The sequence below is a fragment of the Streptomyces sp. NPDC056161 genome, assembly GCF_042268025.1.
GTDB lineage: Bacteria > Actinomycetota > Actinomycetes > Streptomycetales > Streptomycetaceae > Streptomyces.
On record NZ_JBHJUV010000014.1, the window covers coordinates 66,187 to 87,570 of the forward strand.

The window sequence follows — 21,384 nt, forward strand, 5'->3', positions numbered from 1 at the left end:
GACCCGGCCACTCTGGCGCTCGTGGTGGATGCGGACCGCGTCGGCATTGAGCACTGCCCGGCCGAGAACCGGCCGCGCCCTCACTTCCTGCACACCGATGCCACCCGCACATGCTGCGAGTGCGAGACCACAACGGCAGGTAGCCAGCCGTGACAGCAACCCTCGAACCCTTCGGGGCGGACTACCTCCGTCCCACGCAAGAACCGTGCCCGGCGTGCCCCTGCTGCTCCGTGGCCCTATGCCGCAAGGGCCGCGCATCCGTCCTGGAGTGCGTCGGCTGCACACACCCCGACCTCGTGAACCTAGTGCGGGGATGCCCGTGCTCGGCGGCCACCACGGAAGGCACCGCCGCGTGGCGGGCCGGGATGGTGACCGCCACTCTCCAGGCATCCGAGCTCCCGCTCCCGGCGCCCATGGAGGACATCGTCCGCGCCCTGGCAGACGGCCAGTCCTCGGTCCAGGACCCCCACGGGTTCCTACTCGCGCTTCGGCTCCGCCAGTTCGTCCAGACCCGCGGTGGCCTCCTGGCCGTCACCGACCTCGGCCGGGCGTACCTGGCCGCGCGAGACGGTAGCCGCGTCCCGGCCCGGGCCCGGGTGACGACGGTCGACACGGAGTCCAACACGGTTTGCGTCCTGATGGGCGTCTACCAGCCGGACCAGGCCGTCACCGTACTCCTGGACCAACTCGTCCACGCTACCGGCGCGGAGGTCTATGAGCTCCAGGGCATGGAGCTGGAGGTAATCGCCAACGTGGACGCCGAGCGGCCGGAGGAGGTCGTCCTCACCGACATCCGGGCCCGACCCACGCCGCTACCGGACACCTGGCGGAAGGACACCGGTCCAGTCCACGGGGAAGAAGGGGACGGACAGTGATTAATGTCCCGCTGTTCGCGGACGAGGAGATCACGGCCGGGGTCGTGGGCGTGCCGAAAACCGCCGTCGCCCTGGACGAGGCATCCGCGCACCTGGACTACGTGAACGCGCCGGATGACGAGCCGGCCAGGCCGGCGTTTGAGGTGACCGTGTACGGCGCCCCGGCGCCGCAGGGCAGCAAGAGCCCGAAGCGGAACAAGCACACGAACCGGATTCACCTGGTCGAGTCGTCCAAGTACGTCAAGCCCTGGCGGGATGACGTGGTGGCGGCCTCGCTCCAGGCGCGCGGGCGCGGGTGGAAGCCGCTCACCGGGCCCCTGGCCGCGGAGATGATCTTTACGCTCACTCGGCCGAAGACGCATTTCGGGACGGGCCGCAACAGCGAGCGCGTCCGGCCCTCGGCGCCGTGGATCCCGGCCGGCGTGCCGGATCTCTCCAAGCTCGCGCGGTCGACGGAGGACGCCCTCACCACCGCCGGGATCTACCGGGATGACGCGCTGGTGGTCGAATACCGGCGGCTCATGAAGCGCTACCACACTGACCACGGCCAGGTGCCGGACGTCATGGAGGTCTCCGGCTGCGTCATCCGCCTGTGGCCGGTCGAGCAGGAGCGGGCGGAGGTGTGAGCGGCGTGGACGCCCTGGTGATCGTTGGGCCCGTCATAAGCGCACTGGAGACCTTCCCCGTGTGGGGGCCGGTCCTCGCCCTGGTGGCCGTCGTCCTGTTCATCCAGGCCGCCCGCATGACGTGGGGGACAGGCGTGGAGGACACGCGCGGGGACGGCGTCCCCGTTGTCCCCGCGGCTGTCCCCGAGGTAGAGGGCACCGGGGAGGACACCCTCGTCCTCCGGGGCGTGACCTGCGGGGACGCCGTCCCCCGGCCGGGGTCGGGAGGTGCGTCATGACGCGACGAGCACGGACCCGGTACGCGCCGGACACCCTCCCGCGGCCAGTGCACTGGTCGAAGGACGCCGCGTGTCTGCGGGCGGACCCGGCTCTCTTCCACCCGGAGGGCGACGCCGGAACGGTCCTCCTGGAGACCGCGGAGGCCAAGACCTACTGCGCCCGGTGCGTGGTGCAGGAGCGGTGTCTCGCGGACTCCCTGGCCCGGAACGAGCCCTACGGCGTGTGGGGCGGCCTGGATGAGAAGGCGCGGCGCCTCCTCCTGCGCCGACGCCGGGAGCGCGAGCGCGCCGCCCGCCGGCGGGCCGAGCGGAAGCGGGAGGAGGCGGCGGATGCCATCAGCACCACGGCGGAGGTCGAGGCGCCCGAGGCCACAGCCGCCTGAGCTCCCCGAGATCCCGGGAGGGCTCCTGGACTGGCGGCATGGCCACTGGTCCGACGTCCGGGCGCAGTGCCGCTACTGCCCCGAGGTGACCAACCTCCGCGACATCCACGGGCGGCCCGCGCACAAGACGTGTGCGGAGGAGGCTGCCCGCCGGTGGGCGGAAGCGGAGCAAGAGCGATACGAGAACGAGAGGTTGAGCCAGCCATGAGCACCGAGGTACAGCGCCGATCCCCCCGCCTCGGGGCGACGTACCGGCCCCGCATCAAGGGCGCGGAGCGGAAGGCCGTGGCGTCCAGCCTCGGCCGGGACTACGAGGCCGGCGCGACCATCCGGGCCCTGGCCGCGGAGCGCGCGATGTCCTTTGGCACGGTGCGGGCGCTCCTGCTGGAGGCGAAGGTGACGCTGCGCGGGCGCGGTGGGCGGGCGGCCCGGGGGTGAGGAAACGCGGACCCCGGTCGTGCGCCCGGCCGTTCGGGCTCATCACGGCCGGCCTCTTCCTCTTCACGGCGTGCTACGTGGTGGACCTGGACGACCATGATGACGCGCACCGCCGGTGCCGGTCGGCCGGGACGTCCATGGTCCTGGTGGCCGCCGTAGAGGGGAGCGGAGGCAGTAGCGGCCGGAGTCCGGGCTCCGGCTCCAACTCCGGCTCCAGGATGCCCGGTAGCGTCCAGCGGCCCGCGGAGCGCCCGGCCGGCCGGGCGGACATGCGCAAGCAGGACCAGGTGTCCCCGGCGAAGCCGCCCAGCGGTGACCTGCCCCAGAAGGACTCCAGCACGCCGCCGCGCCGCTCCACGGTCGGCCACGTGCCGGACGCCGCCACGCCCACGACGGCCACGCCGTCCCCAAGCCGTACGGACGGCTGCAAGGGGGCGCGGTGATGGAGCGCTTCGTCTGGGGCCTGATGGCCGGCGGCTCGGCCGGCGCTCTCACGTACGCCGCGGGGCTCGTGCGCGCCTGGTGGTACGTGGCCGCCGGCGTCGTGGCGTTCGTCGTCTGGTTCCGCCGCTTCCCCGACGTCACTTGACGTCCTCTCCGGGCCAGGGCCTCCAGCGCTACCGCCCGGGGCCCGGCTCGCCCTTTCCTGCTCGACCCCTTTCCACCTGGAGACCGTTGTGTCCGCACCCCGCCCGCACCCCGCCCGGTACTTCCACGGCGGCGTCCCCGGCCTGGCCCCTGGAGGCATCATCCTCCCGCCGGAGGCGACCGGTACGGGACGGACGCTCACCACGGACGTCCTGGACATGGGCGGCCAGGCGCGGCGGGACCGGGTGTACGTGACGACCGGGCGGGAGGTGGCCCGCGTCTACGCCGCGCTCTATCCGGACGGGGCGCTCTACGTGGTGGAGCCGGTCGGGGAGCTGGTGGCGGACCGGGACTGTGCGGTGGCCGGCGTCTCGTGGGAGTGCCCGGCGGCCCGGGTGGTGCGGGTGGTGGACCCGGTGGTCCTCCACCGGGTCCGGCCGTTCGAGGCATGGCTCCGCAAGCTCGACCGCGTGACCGGCGAGGCGGGAGCGGCATGACCCGTTCATGTACGTCCTATGGCCGCGTGACAGTGCATCTTGACTTTGCAAACTCACATTGCCAAAGTGTTGATCACGAGCGGGGCGCCCCGGCAAACGGCGGCCCGGTCGGACCCGCACTGATCTGCACGGATGGAAGGCAGGGCACCGCATGAGCCACGAAGCGGTGACATGGGCGATGGATGACGCGCCCATGCTGCGCACTGAGAAGGGGCGGCCGGACACCACCGCCCGGGGCGTCCTCCAGGTGTTGGCCGAGCACGCCGACAAGAGGGGCCGCAACGCCCGTCCCTCCGTCGTCAAACTCCGGTACCGGACCGGCTACGACCGGCGCACGGTTCAGCGGGCGCTGCGCCGCCTGGAGGACGCCGGGCTTATCAAAGCCACCGGCGTGCACCACGACAACACCGTGTATGCCCTCGCCCTCCACCTACAGCGCCCGGCCGCGGACTGGACGGAGCTCCTGGAAGAGGAGGACCGGCAGAAGAAGGCGGCGAAGGACAGGCAGCGGAAGGCCCGCGCGAGGCGTGCCGCCGCCGCGGCCGTCACACACTCCGACGACGTGACCGTCACGGACTCGGATGACGTGACGGAAGACGGTGTCACGGACTCTGACGACGCACGTCACGCATCCGAAATGCGTGACGTCACGCAGTCTGAGTGCGGACGTCACGCACTCAGTGCCGCCGTAACCGTCAGTGACCCGTCCCTACAACCGTCCGGAACCTTTGATGACGGCCGTAGGCCCACTACCGGTAGTGGAACCGCGCTTGAGGGCGGCTCCGCCGCGGCAGCAGAAGCGGACCCGGCGGACGAGGAAGTGGAGGCGGCGGCCATCGGCGCGGTGATCGGGCTCCTCCCGCGCCGTCTGCGGGACCAACTCCCCAACCCGGTGCCGAAGGCGGTAACGAACGAGATCCGGAAGGAACTCGCCCGTGGCCTGACCGCGGACCAACTCGTGGCCCGCGTGGAGCGCCGGTGGTGGAACCACGGCTACGAGGCGGACGCGGAGTCCGTGGACGGCCCGGGCATCCTCCGCCCGGTGGGCGTGGCCGTGGCCCTGGTGCGCCGCGGTAACTGCCCCTCCTCCCGGTGTGACGACGGCCGGGACCTGGACACCGGCGACCGCTGCCGGACCTGTGAGCGGGAGGCCGAGGACCGCAAGCAGCGCCGGGAAGCTGCTCAGCAGCCCCGCCAGGCAGCGATCCTCATGTCCGTGCCCTCCGGGCCTGCCGAGCCCTCGCCGCAGGCTCAGACGCCCGCTCAGCGATCTTCGGAGCGGACGGAGATCCGGGACTGTGAGGGCCCCTGCGGCCGTGTGTTCCGCACCGTCCCCGCCCCTGCCCCGGCCGGAATGTGCCTTCGGTGCCGTCGCGAGGCCGAGGCCGCCGCACGCCAGGCGGTGAACGCGTGAACCTCGCCCTGCTCCAGGACCTCCGTAACGCCCTGGCTGAGCTGCACGGCTACGACGCCCGGCTCAACGCCCGTGATGCCACGCCACAGCTCCTGAGAGAACTGGAGCAGTGCCTCGCCCTGGCCCGCCGCCTGGTGGCCGCTGCTGAGCACCGCCCGGCGACCAACTGCCGCGAGCACCCGGACGGCCCGGCCGACCGGGAGGCCGGCGGATGCCTCCTGTGCAACATCCGCCGCCGCGCCGCCACCGCCGTCCCGGCCGCAGACGTCCCCGTGGCGGACGTCCTGGCCGCCATCGAGGAGCACGGCCACAACCAGGCCGTACGCCGCTACGGCCCGCAGCCCGTCACCCGCGCCCTGGCCGCCGCGGGCCGACGCACCACCAGCGACCTCCCGCCCGAGTACCGCCAGGAGGCCGCCGGTGAGTGACACGACCGAGACCCCGGAGCCCATGTTCCAGCTCGACCCCGGCCGGGTGGAGGAGATCCGCCTCCTCCCCGCCCGGCTCACCGTCGGACTCCCGGAGGACCCGGCTGAGGTCCGGGGGCTCCTGGACGAGATCCGGACGGCCCTCATGGACCTCCTCGCCGACCGGGACGCCCTTGTCCGCGCCAATGAGCAGGCAGGCGAGGAACTGGCTCGCTGGCTCGGCCACATCTGACGCACCACCACCCACGAACAGAGAGCGAGCACATGACGCACCGTCTCCACGACGCCACCGGCCGCCCCGTCACCGAGGGCGCCGCCGTCGGAGGCACCACCTCCGGCCGCTACCAGACGACCATCACCGGCCCCGTCCTCCAGCTCGGCAAGGGGAAAGCGAAGGTCCTGGTGACCAACCACCCCACCGTGGGCAGCCTCCGCGCCCAAAACGGTGACCTGGTATGGATCTCCACTGACCGCCTCTTCCTCATCCACCAGGCCACGGAGCGGACGTTCACCGGCTTCCGCAGCCCGGACGGCCACCTGTGGACCCTCGCCCGCCGGGTCAAGGGCGAGTTGTTCGAGACCCCCGACGTCTCGGAGCGCTACCACGCCACCCGCCTGCGCGGCACGTACGACGGCGCCCTTACGCCCGTGTGGGAGGACGCACCGGCCGGACAGTCCCCGGTGATGGCGCTACTTGAAAATCCCCACCTGGTGCTGAGGGGTGGGGCAAACCTGCTGAGTTGATCTCCCCACCGTTCGTGTGATCTTGGTCGGCGTGTCGGGATGGGTGGTGGGTGGGACGGCAAGCCTGCGTGGGCAACGGGTCGGGCCTCTTCGGGAGGCTGGGTGCTCACGTGGGAGGAAGACGTGGACGCGCACGCGCTGCGTCGCCAGGGCTGGACGATCTCCGCGATCGCCAGACACCTGGGACGCGATCGCAAGACGATCCGTGCGTACCTGAACGGCGAGCGCGTCCCGCAGCAGCGTCGCCAGGCACCGGACGCCTTCGTGCCGTTCCTGGACTACTGCCGTCAACGCCTGGCGGACGACCCGCACTTGTGGGCATCCACTCTGTTCGACGAGGTGGTTCAACTTGGCTATCGCGGCGCCTATTCGACGTTCACCGGGGCGCTTCGCCGCTACGAGGTCCGGCCGCACTGCGAGCCCTGTCATGCGTCGCGGGGCCGGGACCGCGCGGTGATCGAGCACCCGCCGGGCGAGGAAGTCCAGTTCGACTGGGTCGAGCTGCCCGATCCACCCGCGGGCTGGGGCATCGGCGGACACGCGCACCTGCTGGTCGGGGCGCTCGCGCATTCGGGCCGGTGGCGGGCGGTGCTGGCGGAGTCGGAGGACTTCCCCCACCTGGTCCAGGCCCTCGACGCCGTGCTGCGCAGGCTCGGCGGGAGTGCGAGGCAGTGGCGCTTCGACCGGATGGCGACCGTCTGCTATCCCTCCAGCGGCCAGGTCACCCCGGTGTTCGCGGGGGTCGCGAAGTTCTATGGGGTCCGGGTGGCGATCTGCCCGCCGCGGCGGGGCAACCGCAAGGGCGTGGTGGAGAAGGCCAACCACAGTGCGGCGCAACGTTGGTGGCGCACGGTCCCCGACGGTCTCAGCGTCGAGCAGGCCCAGTCCGGCGTCGACAAGCTCGCCGTCCGGATGGACGAGCGCCGCCGCAGTGTCGACGGCATCAAGGTGACGGTGGCCGAACTCGCCGCCGCAGAGCCACTGTTGGATTTGCCCACACTGCCGTTCCCGGCCGAGCTGGAGGTCGTGCGGACGGTCAGCCCGCAGGCCCTGGTGTCCTTCGAGGGCAACCTCTACTCGGTCCCGCCCGGGATGCCGGGGATGCAGGTCACCGTCCGGCAGCGGCTCGGCGAGGACTACCTGCACATCGCCACGGCGGGGAAGGCCGTCGTCGCCCGGCACCGGCTCGCGCCGCGCGGGGCCGGGCGGACGGTCCGCGACGCGGGTCATGTGATCGCGCTGGAGCGGGCGGTCCTCGCGCAGGTCAGTGACCGGGCCCCGTGCAAGACCAAGACCCGCCGCCCGCTGTCGCCCGAGGCGCTCGCTGAGGCCGAGCGGCTGCGGGGCCAGACCGCCGGCGCCAGTTCGGCCGAGCGGGTCGTGATCAACCTCGACACCTATGCCGCCGTGGCCGACCGGCTGCGGACCGCTCCGAGATCCGAGGAGGAACCCGGCGAGTGAGCACATCACCGACGCAGATGAGTGAAGCGCGCCGCTACTCGCAGCTGCGGGCCCACCTGTCCTACCTGAAGCTGAACGACGCGTTCGAGGCCCTGCCCAGGGTGCTGGACCAGGCCCGCACCGAGAACCTGTCGATGACGGCCGCGCTGGAGCGGCTGCTGGAGATCGAGGTCGAGGCGACCGAGGCCCGCCGCCTCGCGGCCCGTGACCGGTTCGCCTGCCTGCCGGAGCCCTGGACCTTGTCGGACTTCGACTTCTCGGCCCAGCCCGGCGTCGACGAGAAGCTGATCCGGGACCTGGCCACTCTGCGCTTCCTGGACGACGCCTCGAACGTGCTGTTCGTCGGACCGCCCGGGGTCGGCAAGACCATGCTGTCGGTCGCGCTCGGCAGGGCGGCGGTCGAGGCCGGCCACCGCGTCTACTTCACCACCGCGGCGGAACTCGCGGCCAAGTGCCATAAGGCCGCACTGGAGGGCCGATGGAAGACCTGCATGCGTTTCTTCGCAGGTCCACGGCTTTTGATCATTGATGAGCTTGGCTACCTCCCGCTGCCCGAGGACGGTGCCTCGGCGCTGTTCCAGGTGATCAATCAGAGGTATCTGAAGTCGAGCACGATCTTGAGCACCAACGTCGGCATCGCGGACTGGGCCTCGGCCTTCGGCGACGCCACCGTCGCCGCGGCGATGCTGGACCGGCTCCTGCACCGGGCCGCGGTGGTCGGCATCGACGGCCCCTCCTACCGGCTCCGCCACCACCAGAACTACGCCGACAGCCTTCGCCAGGGAGTGAACGCCCGTGTCTCCTGAACTTGACCCCACCAGCGCGGAGTTGGCGCGGACCTGCCCCGAATGCCAGGCCGGCTTCACGGTCGGCTCCGTGGCCAGCCGACGCAAGTACTGCTCGCCCACCTGCCGGGAGAAGGCCCGCTCGCACCTGCCCACCCAGCGGATCTGCCCCCAGTGCGACCAGGAGTTCACCACCACCCTCAGCCCGAAGCGCATCTTCTGCTCGCCCGAGTGCCGCACTGCCTCCCGCGAGGCCAAGACGGAGACCCGAACCTGCCCCGTCTGCGAGAACCCCTTCCAGGCCGGGCGCACGGTCCGCACCATCTATTGCTCGGCCGTCTGCCGTCGCGAAGCCGAGCACCGCCGCGACCAGGCCCTGGACGAGGAACGAGCCCGCCGCCTCGGCCAAGCACCGCCGGCCGCGTTGCCGGCCCGGATCGAGCTTCCCCCTCCACCGGCGCCTCGCCCGGCCTCCCGCCAGTCCGCCGAGGTCCGTGACCCGCTGGAGCCGACCGCGACCCGCAACTGCCCGCACTGCCAGCAGCCGATCACCATCGTCGCCCTGCTGGCCACCCCCGAGGCCGCCCGGCCGACGATGCCTCACCACCGCACCGACGTCGTCCCGCTGCGGAGGACCCCATGACCGACCTGTCCATGCTCCACCAGGTCGACGAGCTGGTCACCCGCAGCCACAGCGACGGCCTCACCGACCTCACCGCTGCCGCGCGGATCGAGCAGCACGGAAGGTTCCTGCTGGTCCACGCCGATCTCCCAGACCCGGACACACCACGAACCTGGCGGCTTCCATCCGGCCCAGTACTGCCCGGAGAGACCGTCCCCGACGGCCTCCACCGCATCCTGGCGCAGTCCTTCGGCTACTCGGACGCCGAGATCACCGGCTTCCTCGGCATCATCGACGCCGACGACTCCGGCACCCGCACCTTCGTCTTCCCGGTCAGCACCGGCCAGCCGGACAGCATCTGCCGAAGCGGCCACCTCCCGCACCGCTGGATCGACAACATCACCGTCAGCGACCTGATCCCCGGGATCAATCCGCTCCTCCACACCTACTACGCGGCCACCCCCGGCTGACCCTCACCAATCACCAGGGCCCGGCGACCTGACGGTCACCGGGCCCTGACGGCCTAAGCAGGACCGAGCAGGTTGAGGACGGACGCCCAGGCAGCCTTGCCGAGCAAAGCATCGGCGTCCGCTGATCCTCCATACAGAAAGGTCTCCGAAGGCGCGGCCGGGCTCTCGCCGGGGAAACGCGGCAGGTGTCCGGCATCCTCACGGACCACAACGCGGACCTGAGCGCCTGCCTGGTGACGTCGCGCTGCCAACTGCTCGGCATACCGCAGCGACGGCCACATCGCGTCGTCCCCGCCGGCCACAAGCAACACATCAGCGCGTGCCTTCTCCACAGGAATCGCCGCAGCATCCAGATGCCCGGCGAACGTCTCCTCGCTCAGTTCGTACCAGCCGCGGATCGCCACCGGACCGTCTCCCTGCCTGGCGGGCTTCCAGGAATCATCCATCGGGACGAACGGCAGCGGACACCCGCGCCAGCTCCACGAAGAGCGATACGGGCGTGACTGACCATCGAGCCCTGGCCCAACGTTGCACCAGGCCAGCGAAGTCGGTGCCATGGCGACCACTACATCGACGCGCGGCTCGTGCACCGCGGTCAGCAGCGCAGCCTCGGCTCCCTTGGACAAGCCGAGCAGACCAACGCGCTCCGCCCCGCGCGACCGCAACAGGTCCACCGCGGCGACGAATGTCTCCAGCGGCACCTCGCAGATCCCCTCCGGCTGTCCGAGGCCGCCGAACCAGCGGATCGCCAGGGCAAGGAAGCCCTGCTCGGCGAGCAGCCGGGCGCGTTGCCGGTCCACCCGACCGCTCGACCCCGCCAGCACGACGACCCCCGTGCTGGCAGCCGCGGTCGGCTCCATCAGGACCGCCTCCCAAGGGGCCGTCAGCTCATGCTCGATGACCTTCATCACCTGTCCCTCCCAAGCCAACCGCGATCCCGATCCCGAGCACCCTATTGCGCGTGATCAGGCCCAATGGCACGAAAGGCGCCGAACAAGCACTCAACATCACGCTGACCGCTCCCCAGCACTCCCCACTCCGTTGAACAACGAACGAACTGAGGCGAGCAGCATCCCTGGTCGTTTTCGACCGTCCTCATCACCGGCGGAGATCCGCTCCGACGCCTTCCAGGAGGCCGCCGGCCGGATCGCCAACCTCCCGCAGGACTATGAGCTGGACCCCGGCCGCGGAGACGCCGTCCAGCTCCTCAACGGCCTGGCCGCCGCCGCGCACCAGCCCGACGCCTGCCCGCCCGCGCTCCCGTGGGCGCGGCTCATGGACACGGAAGACCTGGCCAGCTTCCTCCAGGACCTTTACTCCGACATGCGAGGCGCCGCTACTCCGACATGCGAGGCGCCGCGGTTGACGCCCACCCCGCCGCGAAGCCGCAGGCCCCCGCCGTCCTGGAGGCCCTTGAGAACACGTGCCGCTCCTGGCGCGCGACCGCTGAGGCGCAGCACGCCCACAACTGGGCGCCCGGCACCCACGCGGACGCCCCGGCCTGACCCGACCGCCGGCCGCCCCGCACCCCGCGGGGCGGCCCGCGCGGCCGAGATCGTCCGCGAGTAGAAGCGGCAGCGCCAGCGGTGACTTCCCGCACTGCGGCCCGGCTCCTGGCCACCCGCACCTCCTGACCCGCCCGGGCTCGGCCGCGCTCCGGCGGCCGAGCCCCCGACCGATGAGGACCCCCATGACCGACTCCACCACCGTCCCGGCCCCCGAGTTCCGCGAGAAGCCGCCCCTCCACCCCTCCCACGAGCTCCCTCCGAAGCCGCCCGAGCTGCTGACCCAACGGGAGTTGCTGTACGCCTTGGACAACTCCGTCCCTTACCCAGCCGAACTCCACCCGCAGGTAGCCGCCGCCATGGCCGCCAACCTCACGGAGATGCTGTACGCCTACAGGCGGCCCGAACACGTGGTGTGGGACCCGGAGGTCCACAACGCCCGACCGGAGCCAGCCCGCCCCACCCCAGCCGAGGACGCCCCGCACTCCTCCGCCTACCCCCACCCCGAGGACACCAGGGACACGGCAGGGGACACCAGCGGGGACACCCGGCTGGATGGTGTCCGCTTCGCCTACACCGCGAGCGCCCGCCGCGACCAGGTACGCCACGCCATTACGGAGGCATTCGAACTCCTGAGCCGCGAGCTACACCCCGCCGCCCGGAGCTCGGGGACGGAGGCCGCGACGCACGAGGAACTGATCACCGCTGCAATCTGCACCATGCCGGTAACCACCGTCCGCGTCACATGGCTGGACACCGCCGGCACCCCGGACCACCAATGGGCCGTCACCTACCAGTTCACCGAGCCCATCCTCCTGACCTACGCAAACCAGCGCAGGGGCGCGCCCCCCGGCTCCGCCCTCACCTCGACCACCGGCTCCCAGTACGTGGCCGCGCTCACCGCCCCCTATGACCACCCCGAGAAGGAGAGCGTGTGCTACCTCGCGCGAAGCCTCCACCGCGCCGAGCCCGGCAAGTCAGTGGAGGCATGGTCCGAGGGAGAGGACGGCCACTGGCGGTACGCCCTCCTGCCCTGGTTCCTCGCACGCCCCACCGGCTGGTGGCCGCTGGAGCCGGATGACGGCCAGGAGCTCCACGCCGCCGGCCTCCTACAGAACGTGGGCGCCTACACCTGGCCCCGCACGCACCCGCTCCCCTTCCCCGTGCCACCCGGGACCCCGGTCCTCATCACTGACACGAACATCCCCCCGCCCCCGGCCGGCTACCCGACGCCGGAGCCGGTCGCCCGCCACGCCCGCCGGGCCGTACCCGCGGTATGACCCACGCTACCGCCGGTGTGCTCCCCGCGGAGCGGCACAGCATCGCGGCCCCCTCCCGGCAATGGAAGAACCAGGGAGGGGGCCGCGCGGCGTATAGGAACAGCTACTTCACCGGCGTCCGGTCCACAGCCGACACCCGTACGGACTTGATGTCCTTGATGCTGCCGTTCGTGATCTCGGCCTCCAGCGGCGCCGCATCACCTCGGTGCGTCTTCCCGGCCCCCAGTTTGTCCGCGGTAACGCCCGTGGAGCCGAGGACATCCCCTTCCCGGTCGAGGAATTCGAACTGCGCAAAGTAGTCCGCAGCCCCCTTCCCGCCGTTCGTGATCACGTACCTCACCACGTAGGCGTGCGGCCCCCAGACCTCATGGTCCTGATAGCCGGAGTCCGTGATCTTCACATCCCGCTTCGCGGCGTCCTCCGCGCCTTCGCCAGCCGCACCGCCCTGACGCGCGGTCGCCGCAGTACTCCCCTTCCCCGCACCCGCGCCGTCGGCGTCCTCAGCCCCGGAACACCCGCCCACCAGACCCACAGCGGCCACCGCCGTAGCCACACAAAGCCCGATCCTTCGCATATCACCCTTCTCCATCCGCTCACTCCAGCGGCGCAGACCGTAGCGACCAGGGCACCGGGATGCCGGCGGATAAAGCGAAGAATCACCCGTATGGGCTACGTCTCGGGCAGACAACTGAGCAGCCAGGCCCCCTCCGTCTGATCAATCCAGGCCGCTAGTCTCAACACCGCTCACCGGGACCGGTGCATCACATCACCCCCGGCGCGGCCGACGCGCTCCGGCCGACGCTCCACAGCGAACGGTCCTCCACCAGGCCTAGACACCGGTGGGGGCCGTTCGTGACTCAAGCCGCGGCCCCTGGCAGGGAGGTCATTCCGCCAGGGGCCGCGTCACGTCATGAGGCCGCCAGGGCCTCAGAGGCGGGCCGCCGCTTACGAAGCCGCGCGACCCAATCCGGGAAGAGGCCGGACCGGTCCAGATACTCCGTAAACGCGTCTTGGGCCAGGAGGTATGCCTCCCGCCAGCCGGCCCCGGCCTCCTGCGCCTCCGCGATCACCTCCCGCTCCAGGCGGTACGCCTCGCTCTGCACGGCGCCCCGCGCCCGGCTCGCCGCGGTCCGCGCCCGTAGAGCATCCGTCTCCCGGCCGGTGCCGTAGACGTTGTATCGGGGGTACTCACCGGCGATGGCCTCCAGCTCCAGGCGGAAGGCATCGGCACGGGAGGGGTGCCACTCCTCCGCACACCGGGCGATCTGCGGTCCCCACGGCTTGCGCCGGCGCTCCTGGTAGCGAGCCTCCGGCCGGTATGACGACCCGACGTAGAGCAGCGCCCCGTCCCTGGCCCACAGCCGGTAGACCGCGGCTGGCCTACTCGGCGGCGCCTCCGCCGTCTGCATCCTTGGCCTCCTTCTTGCGCGGTCGGGTCATCCCTGAGCCCGAGTAGTCGCGCACGATGTCCTGAACGGTGGAGGGGTGGATCTTGAGCTCCGCGGCGATTGCCCGGAAAGACACGTTCCGCTCGCGCTGGCCTCGGACGTAGTCCCGGCGCAGGTCGCTGAGTTCTTTGATCTTCGGACCGTACGCCCGGAGAAACGTGCTGATTTCCCGGGCTCTGGTCGCCTCGTCCTCAATGGCCTTGAGAGCTTCCAGGGCGTCAAACACGCGCTGTGCCTCCTCCCGGCCACCTGTTCGTTCCTCGGCCATCCGGTTCCTAACTGCCGTGGCCGCTTGCCCGACTGTATGGGAGTCCCATACAGTCGGGCAAGCGACGTGATGTCGCGCCTACAAAACGGCCCCCAGCCAGGGCCTGAGAAACGCTGGTTGGGGGCCACGTCAGATGGAGCTGACGCATGGCACAGAGTACTGATCAGAACGGGTCCGGCGCCGGTCCGGCGGACCGAGAACTGGTGGGCCGGGTCCTGGCCGCCATGGCGGACCACTTCACCGCCCACCGTCCGGACGCCGTCCTGACCACGGACGCCGTCGCGGTGTGCGCCTCTGCTGAGGTCTACAACGCCACCGGCCGGAGCGTGCTCCTCAGCGCCTCCACGTTGCTGGGGACCGTGATGAACGCCTTGCCTGAGGCCGCGTCCCGCTCGACTCGCCGGCAGTACGCCGACGTCCTCCGCCAGGAGGCTTCCGCATACGGCTGGAGCGGCGAGGAAAACGAGCGCGCCGTACAGGCCGTGCCCCGCCCCCCAGTTGGCGGCCCCGGCCGCTCCGCCCCGCAGTCCGGTCCTCGGCCCGCGCCTCACCACGGGGAGTGACGGCCGATGACTGGTGAGGACACTGTGGCGGAGTTGCACCGTGAGTGCCGTCAGGACTACAAGGACGCCGCGTCCGCGCGGGAGGCGTTCAAGGCGCACCCGGACCTCATCGCACGCGGCGACGACTCCGCGGCCCGGTCCACGGGAGGTTCCCTGTGAGCGCCCCCATTGAGCCACCGCCGACGGATCAGGAGAACCGGGTGGCGGAGCTGCACCGCCAGGCGCAGGAGGACTACGCCGGCGGCCAGGACGCCCGTGAGGGCATGGACCGTGCGGACGCGTTGCGCCGCGAGTGCTGGGGGCCGTGATGGCGAGCCGTCTCCGGGACTTCCTGGTCTCGATCACCCCCGGCAACGACCACGTGAAGGCCGCGCAGTTGCGGCAGAGCGCCGAGGAGCGCGCGCCGCGGCAGCGCGCCAAGGAAGCGGCGGCCGGTAAGAAGCGGGCGCGCCGTCACAAGCGCGGCCTGCCTCCGCTCGGCTGATCACTGACCGCACCAGGAGCCGGACCCGTACCGCGGGTCCGGCCCTGCTGCGGCGTCGAGAGCGAGAGATAGAAGGGCAACACCGGTGAGCACCGACAACCAGCCCAACATGCCGATCCCCGGCGTCCGTTACGTGAAGCAGAAGGTGTACGGCACCGAGGCCACGACCCTGGACGGGGAGACGACTTATCGCGAGGTGGAGCGGACCGTCCGCGTGCCCGCGCCCCCGCGGGACTGGGACCTGGTCCTGGTACGTGGACTGATCACCGGCGCGCTCCTCGTGACGGGTCTGTCCGCCTACTGGTCGACGGACAGCATCGGCGGACTTCTCTCCCGCTCCGGGTCGGAGGTTGCCGCGTACTCCGTGGCCGTGATCTTCGAAAGTACCTGGCTCTCCTGCCAGGCCCGGGAGTGGCTGGACCGCCGGGACCCCGAGCGCGCGAAGATCCCGCGCCGGTTCGGGTACGCGGCCTTGGCCGTCACCATGGCCGCGATCATCGCCCACGGAGCCGTGGAGCATGAGGTCACCTCCGGCATTGTCGGCGCGGTGGTCTCCGCCCTGGCAAAGGCCATGTGGATCAACGTGCTCGGCTATTACGCCGTGCCGATGGACCCGGGCATGGCGCACCACCTCCTGACCCGCCGCCGGCGGATCGCGGTGAAGCTCGCGCTGGGCGCGGAGCGGCGGCAGCTCGCGGCCATGGAGGCATATGAGCGGCTGCTCTACGGCCAGACCGCCGGGGACGTCCAGGTGGCCCGGATCGAGACCGGCACCGCCCCGGAGACCACCGTGTTCCCGGCCGTCCCCGCTGTCTCCCCGGTGTCCCTCCCGCACGCCCCGGCCGCGCCCGCGGTCCCGGCACCGGCCCCCGCGGCGCCTGCCGCGTCCCCGGTGTCCCCGCAGGCCGCGCCGGTCCCCCCGGCGCCCGCGCCCACGGAGACGGCGTCCGCCCCGGTGTCCCCGGCCCCGGAGGACACCGCCCGGGAGCGGGTCCTCAAGGGCCTCGGACTTCCCCTGGACCAGCCCGGTGGCGCGCCCGCCCCGGCTGCCGCGGAGCAGCCGCCGGTCGAGCCCGCGCCGACGTCCCGGCCGCACCTCCAGGCGGTGAACGGCCAGACCACCAAAACCGGATTCATCGCGGCTGCCATCACGGCCGACCCCGCCATCACGTTGGACGAGCTCACGGACCAGGTCCGGGCCACGTTCGGCGACAAAAAGGACTTGCGGAAGGACGTGAGGCGCCTCCGCAGCCGCATTGAAGGGAAGGCATCATGAGCGTCCAGCCCGACGAGGACGAGATCCTGGCCCGGGAGCGCCTGCTCGTGGCGCTCGGCATGGCGCCTCGTCCGGTGGCTGAGCCGGGGGAGGAGAACCAACCCGCGCCCGCCGCCCCGGCCGCGGAGGAGGAGTCCTCCGCCCCGGCCCCCCGGCGGAGCTCTCCGCGCCTCCCGGACTGGTGGCGCACCGACCGCCGGCCGGACCTCTCCGCGGAGGAGCCGGCCGCCCAGGAGCTCGCCGAGGACGACGAGGAGCCGGACGAACTGGAGGAGGAGCCGGCGGCCACCGCGGCGCCGGCCTCCAGCCCGGCCCGCGCGGACTACCGCACGCGGATGCGGGAGTGGCTGGAGCCGAAGCGTGTCCCCGCCGAGGACGACGAGGAGGCGGGGGGCACGGAGGACACCGGGGACACGGAGGGGGACGGCCCGAAGGAGGGCGGCCCCGTCCGTAAGACGGCGGCCCGCCTCCGCTGGGCTCCCCGGCCCCGTCGCCGCCCCCGCTTCGCCGCCGCCGGCGTCCCGCACACCATGGAGGCAGCGAAGGAACGCCGATCCCTGGTGGAGGTCGTCCGCTCCACCCCGGATCACGTGGTGTGGATGCTCTACTCCGGCAGCGCCCTCGGCGTCGGGTTCTACCTCGGCTGGCCGCAGTGGGTTGCGGACGGGGTGGACTTCCTGGTGGCCGAACACCCCTCGCTCACGGACACGTACTCCTTCAGCTGCTACGGCCTGGCCGCCGGCGCCCTCTGCCTGGACTACCGGGCCCGCTCGTGGATCTTCCCGGTGGCGTGGGCGTGCCGCATCCCCACCGCCTCCCTGGTCGTCGGCATCCCTCTGTCCGGTGACCCCACCCCCATCTCCCAGATGTTCTAACCCGCCCTCTCACACCCGGAATGCATCATGAGTTTCCTCGCAGGCGTCGGCGTCTTCAGCTTCGCCGCCATCCTCACCGTCATCCTCTGGTTCGGCACGAAGGACAACGGGGGCGGGAAGCTCGGCCCGCTGTCATGGGGATGGATCGTCGCCCTCTCCCTCCTGGCCGGCGCCTCCTACCAGGCCGTGGACGGCTTCCCGTTCAACATCATCACGGCCCTGCTCAATGACCTCCTCAGGATCATCGGCGTGGCCCTCCCTGAGATCACCCTCCCCGGCCTCGGCCTCCTCCTCGTCAGCGTTTTGGCCTTCCGGAAGAACAGCCGGCGCGGTATCGCCATGCTGTGCATCTTCCTGGTGTTCGTGTGCTCGGACGCCGGCGGCCCGCTGGAGCAGGTCACCACCCGTATCAAGACCATCGCCACGGAGCTCCCGGAATGAGCGTGGTCCATCTGCACGCGGTCCCCACCCCTGACGACGTCTCCACCTCGGCCCCGGCCGCGGTGGAGATGGCGCCGGGGGAGGGGCCCGCGGTCATTGAGCTCCTGGACGTCGTTCCCGCCCCAGCCGAGCCGGCGGAGGCCGAGCCGGACCAGGCCGTGGAGGCCACGGACGAGCCGGAAGGCCAGGCCGCCGAGGAGGAGCCGGGGGAGGAGGACGTTCCGCGGCGCGCCCTCTCCCTCCCCGACCTCCGCCCGTACCTCACCGCGGACCGGGGGACCGTGCGGGAGCTCGGCTCCCTCGCGGTGGAGGTCAAGCGCTCCACCGCGCCCCGCGTCCGCCGCGGCCTGGCTCCCCTGCTCCGCGCGGTGTGGAAGGCCCTACGGGCCGGGACCGCCGTGGTGGTCCTGGTGCTCCGCGCCTGGTTCTCCGGTGAGATCGCGCCGAAAGTCCCGCCGCTGTGGCGGCTCATCCTCGGCCCCTTGGTCGCCGTCTACGCCGTGGGCCAGGCCGTGGTCCTCTACCCGTGGACCCCGGCCCTCCTCCCCCTGGTTTGGCTCCTCCTCGCCGTGATCGCGCAGCGGCGGGCCGGGGGCAAGGTGAAGGAGGACAGGAAGACGAAGGCATCCGGGAAGGGCGGGAAGGGCGCCGCGAAGGAGGCCGGGAAGGCGTCGCCGAGGACCTTCGCCGCGCGCCTCGCCGCCGCCCCCGCGCGCCTCGCCGCCGAGCCCTCCCCGGAGGCGCCGGCGGAGGCATCCGCCGAGGCCCCGGATCACTCCTTCGTGGAGGCCGCGGAGGAACTGGAGGAGACCCCCCGCCAGGAGGCCCTGCCGGCCCCCTCCCGGGAGGACATCGTGAGGGCACTTCACGCCCTCGTCGGGGGGTCCTCCGGGGTGCTCCACACCGCCCTCCGTGACCGCCTCCGCTACCCCTCCACCCGGGCCGCCCGGGAGGCCCTGGACGCGGCCAACATCCCCTCCCGCCCGGGGGTGCGCGCTGCGGGCGGGAACGGGCCCGGCGTCCACCGCCGCGACATCCCGCCGCTACGCCCTCTCCAGGAGGAGGCCCCGGGGCCCGATGTTGTCGCAGGTCAGGCCGCCAACAACAACGCCAACAACACTGGAGAGGAACCCGGGAAGGGGTTGGCTGTAGAGGGCAACGACCAGGAGCGGGAGTACCCGTTCGACGTCCTCCCGGACCCCGAGCGCGGCCCGTCCGCGTGGCAGATCATCCCCCGCGACTGACCGCGGACCCCGGGCACTCGAACACAGGAAGCTGTTTGTGATCTCGGCCGGAACGGTGCCATCCGGTCCGCGGAGCGGGCACTCTAGGAGGCGAACGGATGTGGACGGGAGGAGGACCGCTGTGTGGCTCGGGCCGAGGGCGTACCGGTGTGAGAGGTGCGGCGAGACCTCCCCGGAGGTCTACAGCCGCAGGGAGCTGGACGAGCTCCGCTACGCCCACCGGATGGAGGCGCACGGCGGGTTCATCCCGGACGGCGAGGTGGTCCTCCAGCCGGAGCGCGTGAGCCTGGCGGAACTCTCCCGGGAGCAGCGGATCGTGGGCGCCGTCATCCTGGCCGTCATCCTCGTCTCCCTCGTTTTCAAGGTCACCTAGCGCCCTGGCGCCGGGCACGACGAAGGGCCGCACCCTCTCCAGGTGCGGCCCTCACGCGTTGAGGCTCCCCGGCCTTGAAACGGCCCGCCGGCCGTGTACGGCTACTCCGCCCCCGGCGTCTTCTGCCGCTGCCGCGCGGAGCTGGAGCTCCGGGCAATCTCCCCGATCCAATTCCGGTCATACGGGGTGTGCTTGGACAACTCCTCCGGGCCTACGCCGGCCTCGTAGTGCTTGACGATCTCCGTGTGGATGAGGGGCCGCGTCCTCTCGATGGTGCCCTCAGCCTGCCTGTAGGCCGTGGTGAGCTGGTCCAGCTCGGCCAAGGCCGCGGCCTGTACCTCCGGGTCGTACTTCGGTGCCGGGCCCACGGCATTCGGGCCCTTGAGAGGAGGGACGGGGGGCGTGGCATTCCGGCCGAGCTCCCCGATCCAGACCCGGTCATAGGGGGTGTGCTCCGCGATCTTCCCCGGCCGGGCGTTCCGCGCGCGGAGGTGCCTGATGATCGCCTCGTGGAGGGCTACCCGGGCCGTCTCCTTGTCCTTCTCGCCCTTCTCGTAGGTGGCGGTGAGGTTGGTCAGGCGAGTGAAGCTGCGGCGGTTGCTGGAGGTCATGGCAGGCACTATGTCAGTCCAGTTTGCATGGCTTCAAGGCTAAGCGGGTGAGCACTACGCCGAAGTTAGTGGGTTGACATTGTAAAGTCGCATTGCTTAGATGGTTGTGCAGGGGGTCACCGGAGCCCCACCGGCAACCAGGAGGAAGCCATGACCGCCGTCACCACCGCGCAGACCCCCGGCGACGTCATCCGACCGGGCGTCAAGATCCGCAAGGACGGACACATGAAGTGGACCGTCGAGCGGGACGGCCACATGGGCGTGATCTTCGATGAGGAGGGCATGAAGCGCGGCCGGTGGGCCGCCTGGTCCCCCTTCGCCCGCACCCCCCACGGCATGGCCGCGTTCACGAGTGACGCGGAGGAGGCCGTGGACGCGATCCTGGCCACCCTCCCCGTCCGCGTCTCCACCCTCGCGGAGGCATCCGGCCACACCCCCGCGGACATCGTGGACGAGGCCGCCGAGCTCGCGGAGGAGTGGGCGGCGCAGGGCCCTCGCGCGGTGTTCCGTACCGCGGCCGTCACATACGAGGCGGAGATCTCCGGCCCGGCCGCCCTGGTCGTCATGGAGGCATTGGCCGCCCGCGCCGCGGCGCCCTCCGCCCCTACCCCCGGTGACGTCGTCCGCCCCGGCGTCACGATCCGCAAGAGTGACGGCTACGCATCATGGGCCTGGTCCGTGGAGCGTGACGGCCACGCGGGCGCCCTCTTCGACGCGGAAGCCAGCGGAGACGGCACGGAGCGCGGCCGGTGGGTCGCCTGGTCCCCCTTCGCGGAGACCTGGCGCAACCTGGTGGCCTCCACGGACGACGCGGAGGAGGCCGTGGACGCGATCCTGGCCACCCTCCCCGCCCTGGCCTCGACTGTGGCCGAGGTCGCCGGCGTCGCCACCGGAGACGTCCTGGAGGAGGCCGCCAACCTCTCCGCTGAGTGGAAGGGGCAGGGGCGCCGCGTGTTCCTCCCGAAGGTCCTCGACGGGGACGCGGAGCTCACCGGGCCCGCCGTCCTGGTGATCCTGGAGACCCTGGCCGCCCGGGCTGCGGAGGCGCCGGCCGAGGAGGCCGCGCCCACGCCTGGTGAGCCGGAGTGGCGCACCCTCAAGGGCATGGAGGCCCCGTTCTTCCTCTACGGCACGGAGCGGGACGGCCACTGGTTCCCGTCCGGAGACCGGAAGCAGGTCACCGGCCGGCCGCTCCGCATCACCCGCGTATGGACGGACCGCGGCCTCCGCTACGCCGAGGACGAGACCGGCCGGGAGCTCTCCCTCTACGGCCCCGCCGGGAAGTTCTGGGCGGCCCCCGTCGCCTGACGTCTCCTCACCGCCGCATGGACCCAGGCGTCTTCACCTACTGACCCGCCCGGACGCGCCCGGGCCGCCCGCTACGGCGGACGGCCCGGAGGGTGCCCG

33 protein-coding genes are annotated in these 21,384 nt (G+C 71.7%); 28 read left to right on the plus strand and 5 right to left on the minus strand.

Annotated elements, in window-relative coordinates:
• The first annotated feature begins 365 nt into the window (after positions 1-365).
• The 16 genes from ACFC09_RS15250 (at position 366) to ACFC09_RS15325 (ending at position 9,609) form a co-directional block, all read left to right on the plus strand.
• Positions 366-875: a hypothetical protein gene (locus tag ACFC09_RS15250; RefSeq protein WP_376527698.1), complete on the plus strand. Its 510-nt coding sequence runs from the start codon at positions 366-368 to the stop codon at positions 873-875.
• Positions 872-1,501, plus strand: a complete 630-nt coding sequence (locus ACFC09_RS15255) for a RusA family crossover junction endodeoxyribonuclease (protein ID WP_376527701.1) — start codon at positions 872-874, stop codon at positions 1,499-1,501. The genes ACFC09_RS15250 and ACFC09_RS15255 overlap by 4 nt, the downstream gene beginning before the upstream one ends.
• A complete protein-coding gene (locus ACFC09_RS15260) occupies positions 1,498-1,779 on the plus strand; it encodes a hypothetical protein (RefSeq protein ID WP_376527703.1) in 282 nt (93 codons plus the stop codon). Before ACFC09_RS15255 ends, ACFC09_RS15260 begins: the two co-directional genes overlap by 4 nt.
• A complete protein-coding gene (locus ACFC09_RS15265) occupies positions 1,776-2,162 on the plus strand; it encodes a WhiB family transcriptional regulator (RefSeq protein WP_376527706.1) in 387 nt (128 codons plus the stop codon). The genes ACFC09_RS15260 and ACFC09_RS15265 overlap by 4 nt, the downstream gene beginning before the upstream one ends.
• Positions 2,163-2,366: 204 nt before the next feature.
• Entirely contained in the window at positions 2,367-2,600 is a 234-nt protein-coding gene (locus ACFC09_RS15270; protein ID WP_376527709.1) for a helix-turn-helix domain-containing protein, read from the plus strand.
• 218 nt (positions 2,601-2,818) lie between these two features.
• Positions 2,819-3,043 (plus strand): hypothetical protein, encoded by a 225-nt coding sequence (locus ACFC09_RS15275; RefSeq protein ID WP_376527711.1) that lies wholly within the window; start codon positions 2,819-2,821, stop codon positions 3,041-3,043.
• Entirely contained in the window at positions 3,043-3,189 is a 147-nt protein-coding gene (locus ACFC09_RS15280; RefSeq protein ID WP_376527713.1) for a hypothetical protein, read from the plus strand. Before ACFC09_RS15275 ends, ACFC09_RS15280 begins: the two co-directional genes overlap by 1 nt.
• An 88-nt stretch (positions 3,190-3,277) precedes the next feature.
• Entirely contained in the window at positions 3,278-3,685 is a 408-nt protein-coding gene (locus tag ACFC09_RS15285) for a hypothetical protein (RefSeq protein WP_376527716.1), read from the plus strand.
• A 193-nt stretch (positions 3,686-3,878) separates the two neighbouring features.
• Positions 3,879-5,099 (plus strand): helix-turn-helix domain-containing protein, encoded by a 1,221-nt coding sequence (locus tag ACFC09_RS15290; protein WP_376527719.1) that lies wholly within the window; start codon positions 3,879-3,881, stop codon positions 5,097-5,099.
• Positions 5,096-5,527 carry a hypothetical protein gene (locus ACFC09_RS15295; protein ID WP_376527721.1) on the plus strand — a complete coding sequence of 144 codons (432 nt, stop codon included), beginning with the start codon at positions 5,096-5,098 and terminating at the stop codon, positions 5,525-5,527. The genes ACFC09_RS15290 and ACFC09_RS15295 overlap by 4 nt, the downstream gene beginning before the upstream one ends.
• Positions 5,520-5,759: a hypothetical protein gene (locus ACFC09_RS15300; RefSeq protein WP_376527724.1), complete on the plus strand. Its 240-nt coding sequence runs from the start codon at positions 5,520-5,522 to the stop codon at positions 5,757-5,759. The genes ACFC09_RS15295 and ACFC09_RS15300 overlap by 8 nt, the downstream gene beginning before the upstream one ends.
• A gap of 32 nt (positions 5,760-5,791) precedes the next feature.
• Positions 5,792-6,271: a hypothetical protein gene (locus ACFC09_RS15305; RefSeq protein ID WP_376527726.1), complete on the plus strand. Its 480-nt coding sequence runs from the start codon at positions 5,792-5,794 to the stop codon at positions 6,269-6,271.
• Positions 6,272-6,373: 102 nt separating this feature from the next.
• Positions 6,374-7,732, plus strand: coding sequence for an IS21 family transposase (locus tag ACFC09_RS15310; RefSeq protein ID WP_376527728.1), 1,359 nt, complete (start codon positions 6,374-6,376; stop codon positions 7,730-7,732).
• Positions 7,733-7,749: 17 nt separating this feature from the next.
• The gene (istB, locus tag ACFC09_RS15315) at positions 7,750-8,538 is read left to right on the plus strand and encodes an IS21-like element helper ATPase IstB (protein ID WP_376527730.1); all 789 of its coding nucleotides are present in this window, start codon (positions 7,750-7,752) and stop codon (positions 8,536-8,538) included.
• Complete coding sequence (locus tag ACFC09_RS15320; RefSeq protein WP_376527733.1) at positions 8,528-9,160, plus strand: hypothetical protein; 633 nt, start codon at positions 8,528-8,530, stop codon at positions 9,158-9,160. Before istB ends, ACFC09_RS15320 begins: the two co-directional genes overlap by 11 nt.
• Entirely contained in the window at positions 9,157-9,609 is a 453-nt protein-coding gene (locus tag ACFC09_RS15325; RefSeq protein ID WP_376527736.1) for an NUDIX hydrolase, read from the plus strand. Before ACFC09_RS15320 ends, ACFC09_RS15325 begins: the two co-directional genes overlap by 4 nt.
• Positions 9,610-9,662: 53 nt before the next feature.
• Here the strand turns inward: ACFC09_RS15325 and ACFC09_RS15330 are convergent, their stop codons facing one another.
• Entirely contained in the window at positions 9,663-10,517 is an 855-nt protein-coding gene (locus ACFC09_RS15330; RefSeq protein WP_376527738.1) for an acyl-CoA thioester hydrolase/BAAT C-terminal domain-containing protein, read from the minus strand.
• Positions 10,518-10,955: 438 nt separating this feature from the next.
• Between ACFC09_RS15330 and ACFC09_RS15335 the strand changes: the two genes are divergently transcribed.
• Together ACFC09_RS15335 and ACFC09_RS15340 are read left to right on the plus strand one after the other, a co-directional pair.
• Positions 10,956-11,114, plus strand: a complete 159-nt coding sequence (locus ACFC09_RS15335) for a hypothetical protein (RefSeq protein ID WP_376527741.1) — start codon at positions 10,956-10,958, stop codon at positions 11,112-11,114.
• A 185-nt stretch (positions 11,115-11,299) separates the two neighbouring features.
• The gene (locus ACFC09_RS15340; protein WP_376527743.1) at positions 11,300-12,394 is read left to right on the plus strand and encodes a hypothetical protein; all 1,095 of its coding nucleotides are present in this window, start codon (positions 11,300-11,302) and stop codon (positions 12,392-12,394) included.
• A gap of 103 nt (positions 12,395-12,497) precedes the next feature.
• Here ACFC09_RS15340 and ACFC09_RS15345 read toward each other — a convergent pair whose 3' ends face one another.
• The 3 genes from ACFC09_RS15345 to ACFC09_RS15355 form a co-directional block, all read right to left on the minus strand.
• Positions 12,498-12,983 (minus strand): hypothetical protein, encoded by a 486-nt coding sequence (locus tag ACFC09_RS15345; RefSeq protein WP_376527746.1) that lies wholly within the window; start codon positions 12,981-12,983, stop codon positions 12,498-12,500.
• 319 nt (positions 12,984-13,302) lie between these two features.
• On the minus strand, positions 13,303-13,803 hold the full coding sequence (locus ACFC09_RS15350) for a hypothetical protein (RefSeq protein ID WP_376527748.1): 501 nt from the start codon (positions 13,801-13,803) through the stop codon (positions 13,303-13,305).
• Entirely contained in the window at positions 13,775-14,110 is a 336-nt protein-coding gene (locus ACFC09_RS15355) for a hypothetical protein (protein WP_376527750.1), read from the minus strand. Before ACFC09_RS15355 ends, ACFC09_RS15350 begins: the two co-directional genes overlap by 29 nt.
• Before the next feature lie 146 nt (positions 14,111-14,256).
• On the opposite strand from ACFC09_RS15355, the gene ACFC09_RS15360 reads away from it, so the two are divergent.
• The 9 genes from ACFC09_RS15360 (at position 14,257) to ACFC09_RS15400 (ending at position 19,366) form a co-directional block, all read left to right on the plus strand.
• The gene (locus ACFC09_RS15360) at positions 14,257-14,673 is read left to right on the plus strand and encodes a hypothetical protein (RefSeq protein WP_376527752.1); all 417 of its coding nucleotides are present in this window, start codon (positions 14,257-14,259) and stop codon (positions 14,671-14,673) included.
• Between the two features lie 6 nt (positions 14,674-14,679).
• A complete protein-coding gene (locus tag ACFC09_RS15365) occupies positions 14,680-14,832 on the plus strand; it encodes a hypothetical protein (RefSeq protein WP_376527755.1) in 153 nt (50 codons plus the stop codon).
• Positions 14,829-14,981, plus strand: a complete 153-nt coding sequence (locus ACFC09_RS15370) for a hypothetical protein (protein WP_376527757.1) — start codon at positions 14,829-14,831, stop codon at positions 14,979-14,981. The genes ACFC09_RS15365 and ACFC09_RS15370 overlap by 4 nt, the downstream gene beginning before the upstream one ends.
• Positions 14,981-15,157 carry a hypothetical protein gene (locus ACFC09_RS15375; protein ID WP_376527760.1) on the plus strand — a complete coding sequence of 59 codons (177 nt, stop codon included), beginning with the start codon at positions 14,981-14,983 and terminating at the stop codon, positions 15,155-15,157. Before ACFC09_RS15370 ends, ACFC09_RS15375 begins: the two co-directional genes overlap by 1 nt.
• A gap of 85 nt (positions 15,158-15,242) precedes the next feature.
• Positions 15,243-16,433, plus strand: coding sequence for a hypothetical protein (locus tag ACFC09_RS15380; RefSeq protein ID WP_376527762.1), 1,191 nt, complete (start codon positions 15,243-15,245; stop codon positions 16,431-16,433).
• On the plus strand, positions 16,430-17,308 hold the full coding sequence (locus ACFC09_RS15385) for a hypothetical protein (protein ID WP_376527765.1): 879 nt from the start codon (positions 16,430-16,432) through the stop codon (positions 17,306-17,308). The genes ACFC09_RS15380 and ACFC09_RS15385 overlap by 4 nt, the downstream gene beginning before the upstream one ends.
• A gap of 27 nt (positions 17,309-17,335) precedes the next feature.
• Positions 17,336-17,749: a hypothetical protein gene (locus tag ACFC09_RS15390; protein WP_376527768.1), complete on the plus strand. Its 414-nt coding sequence runs from the start codon at positions 17,336-17,338 to the stop codon at positions 17,747-17,749.
• Complete coding sequence (locus tag ACFC09_RS15395) at positions 17,746-18,993, plus strand: hypothetical protein (protein ID WP_376527771.1); 1,248 nt, start codon at positions 17,746-17,748, stop codon at positions 18,991-18,993. The genes ACFC09_RS15390 and ACFC09_RS15395 overlap by 4 nt, the downstream gene beginning before the upstream one ends.
• A 121-nt stretch (positions 18,994-19,114) precedes the next feature.
• Positions 19,115-19,366: a hypothetical protein gene (locus ACFC09_RS15400; protein WP_376527773.1), complete on the plus strand. Its 252-nt coding sequence runs from the start codon at positions 19,115-19,117 to the stop codon at positions 19,364-19,366.
• 101 nt (positions 19,367-19,467) lie between these two features.
• Here the strand turns inward: ACFC09_RS15400 and ACFC09_RS15405 are convergent, their stop codons facing one another.
• Positions 19,468-19,977 carry a hypothetical protein gene (locus ACFC09_RS15405; RefSeq protein WP_376527775.1) on the minus strand — a complete coding sequence of 170 codons (510 nt, stop codon included), beginning with the start codon at positions 19,975-19,977 and terminating at the stop codon, positions 19,468-19,470.
• A 150-nt stretch (positions 19,978-20,127) separates the two neighbouring features.
• Between ACFC09_RS15405 and ACFC09_RS15410 the strand changes: the two genes are divergently transcribed.
• Entirely contained in the window at positions 20,128-21,285 is a 1,158-nt protein-coding gene (locus ACFC09_RS15410) for a hypothetical protein (protein WP_376527778.1), read from the plus strand.
• Positions 21,286-21,384 lie beyond the last annotated feature (99 nt).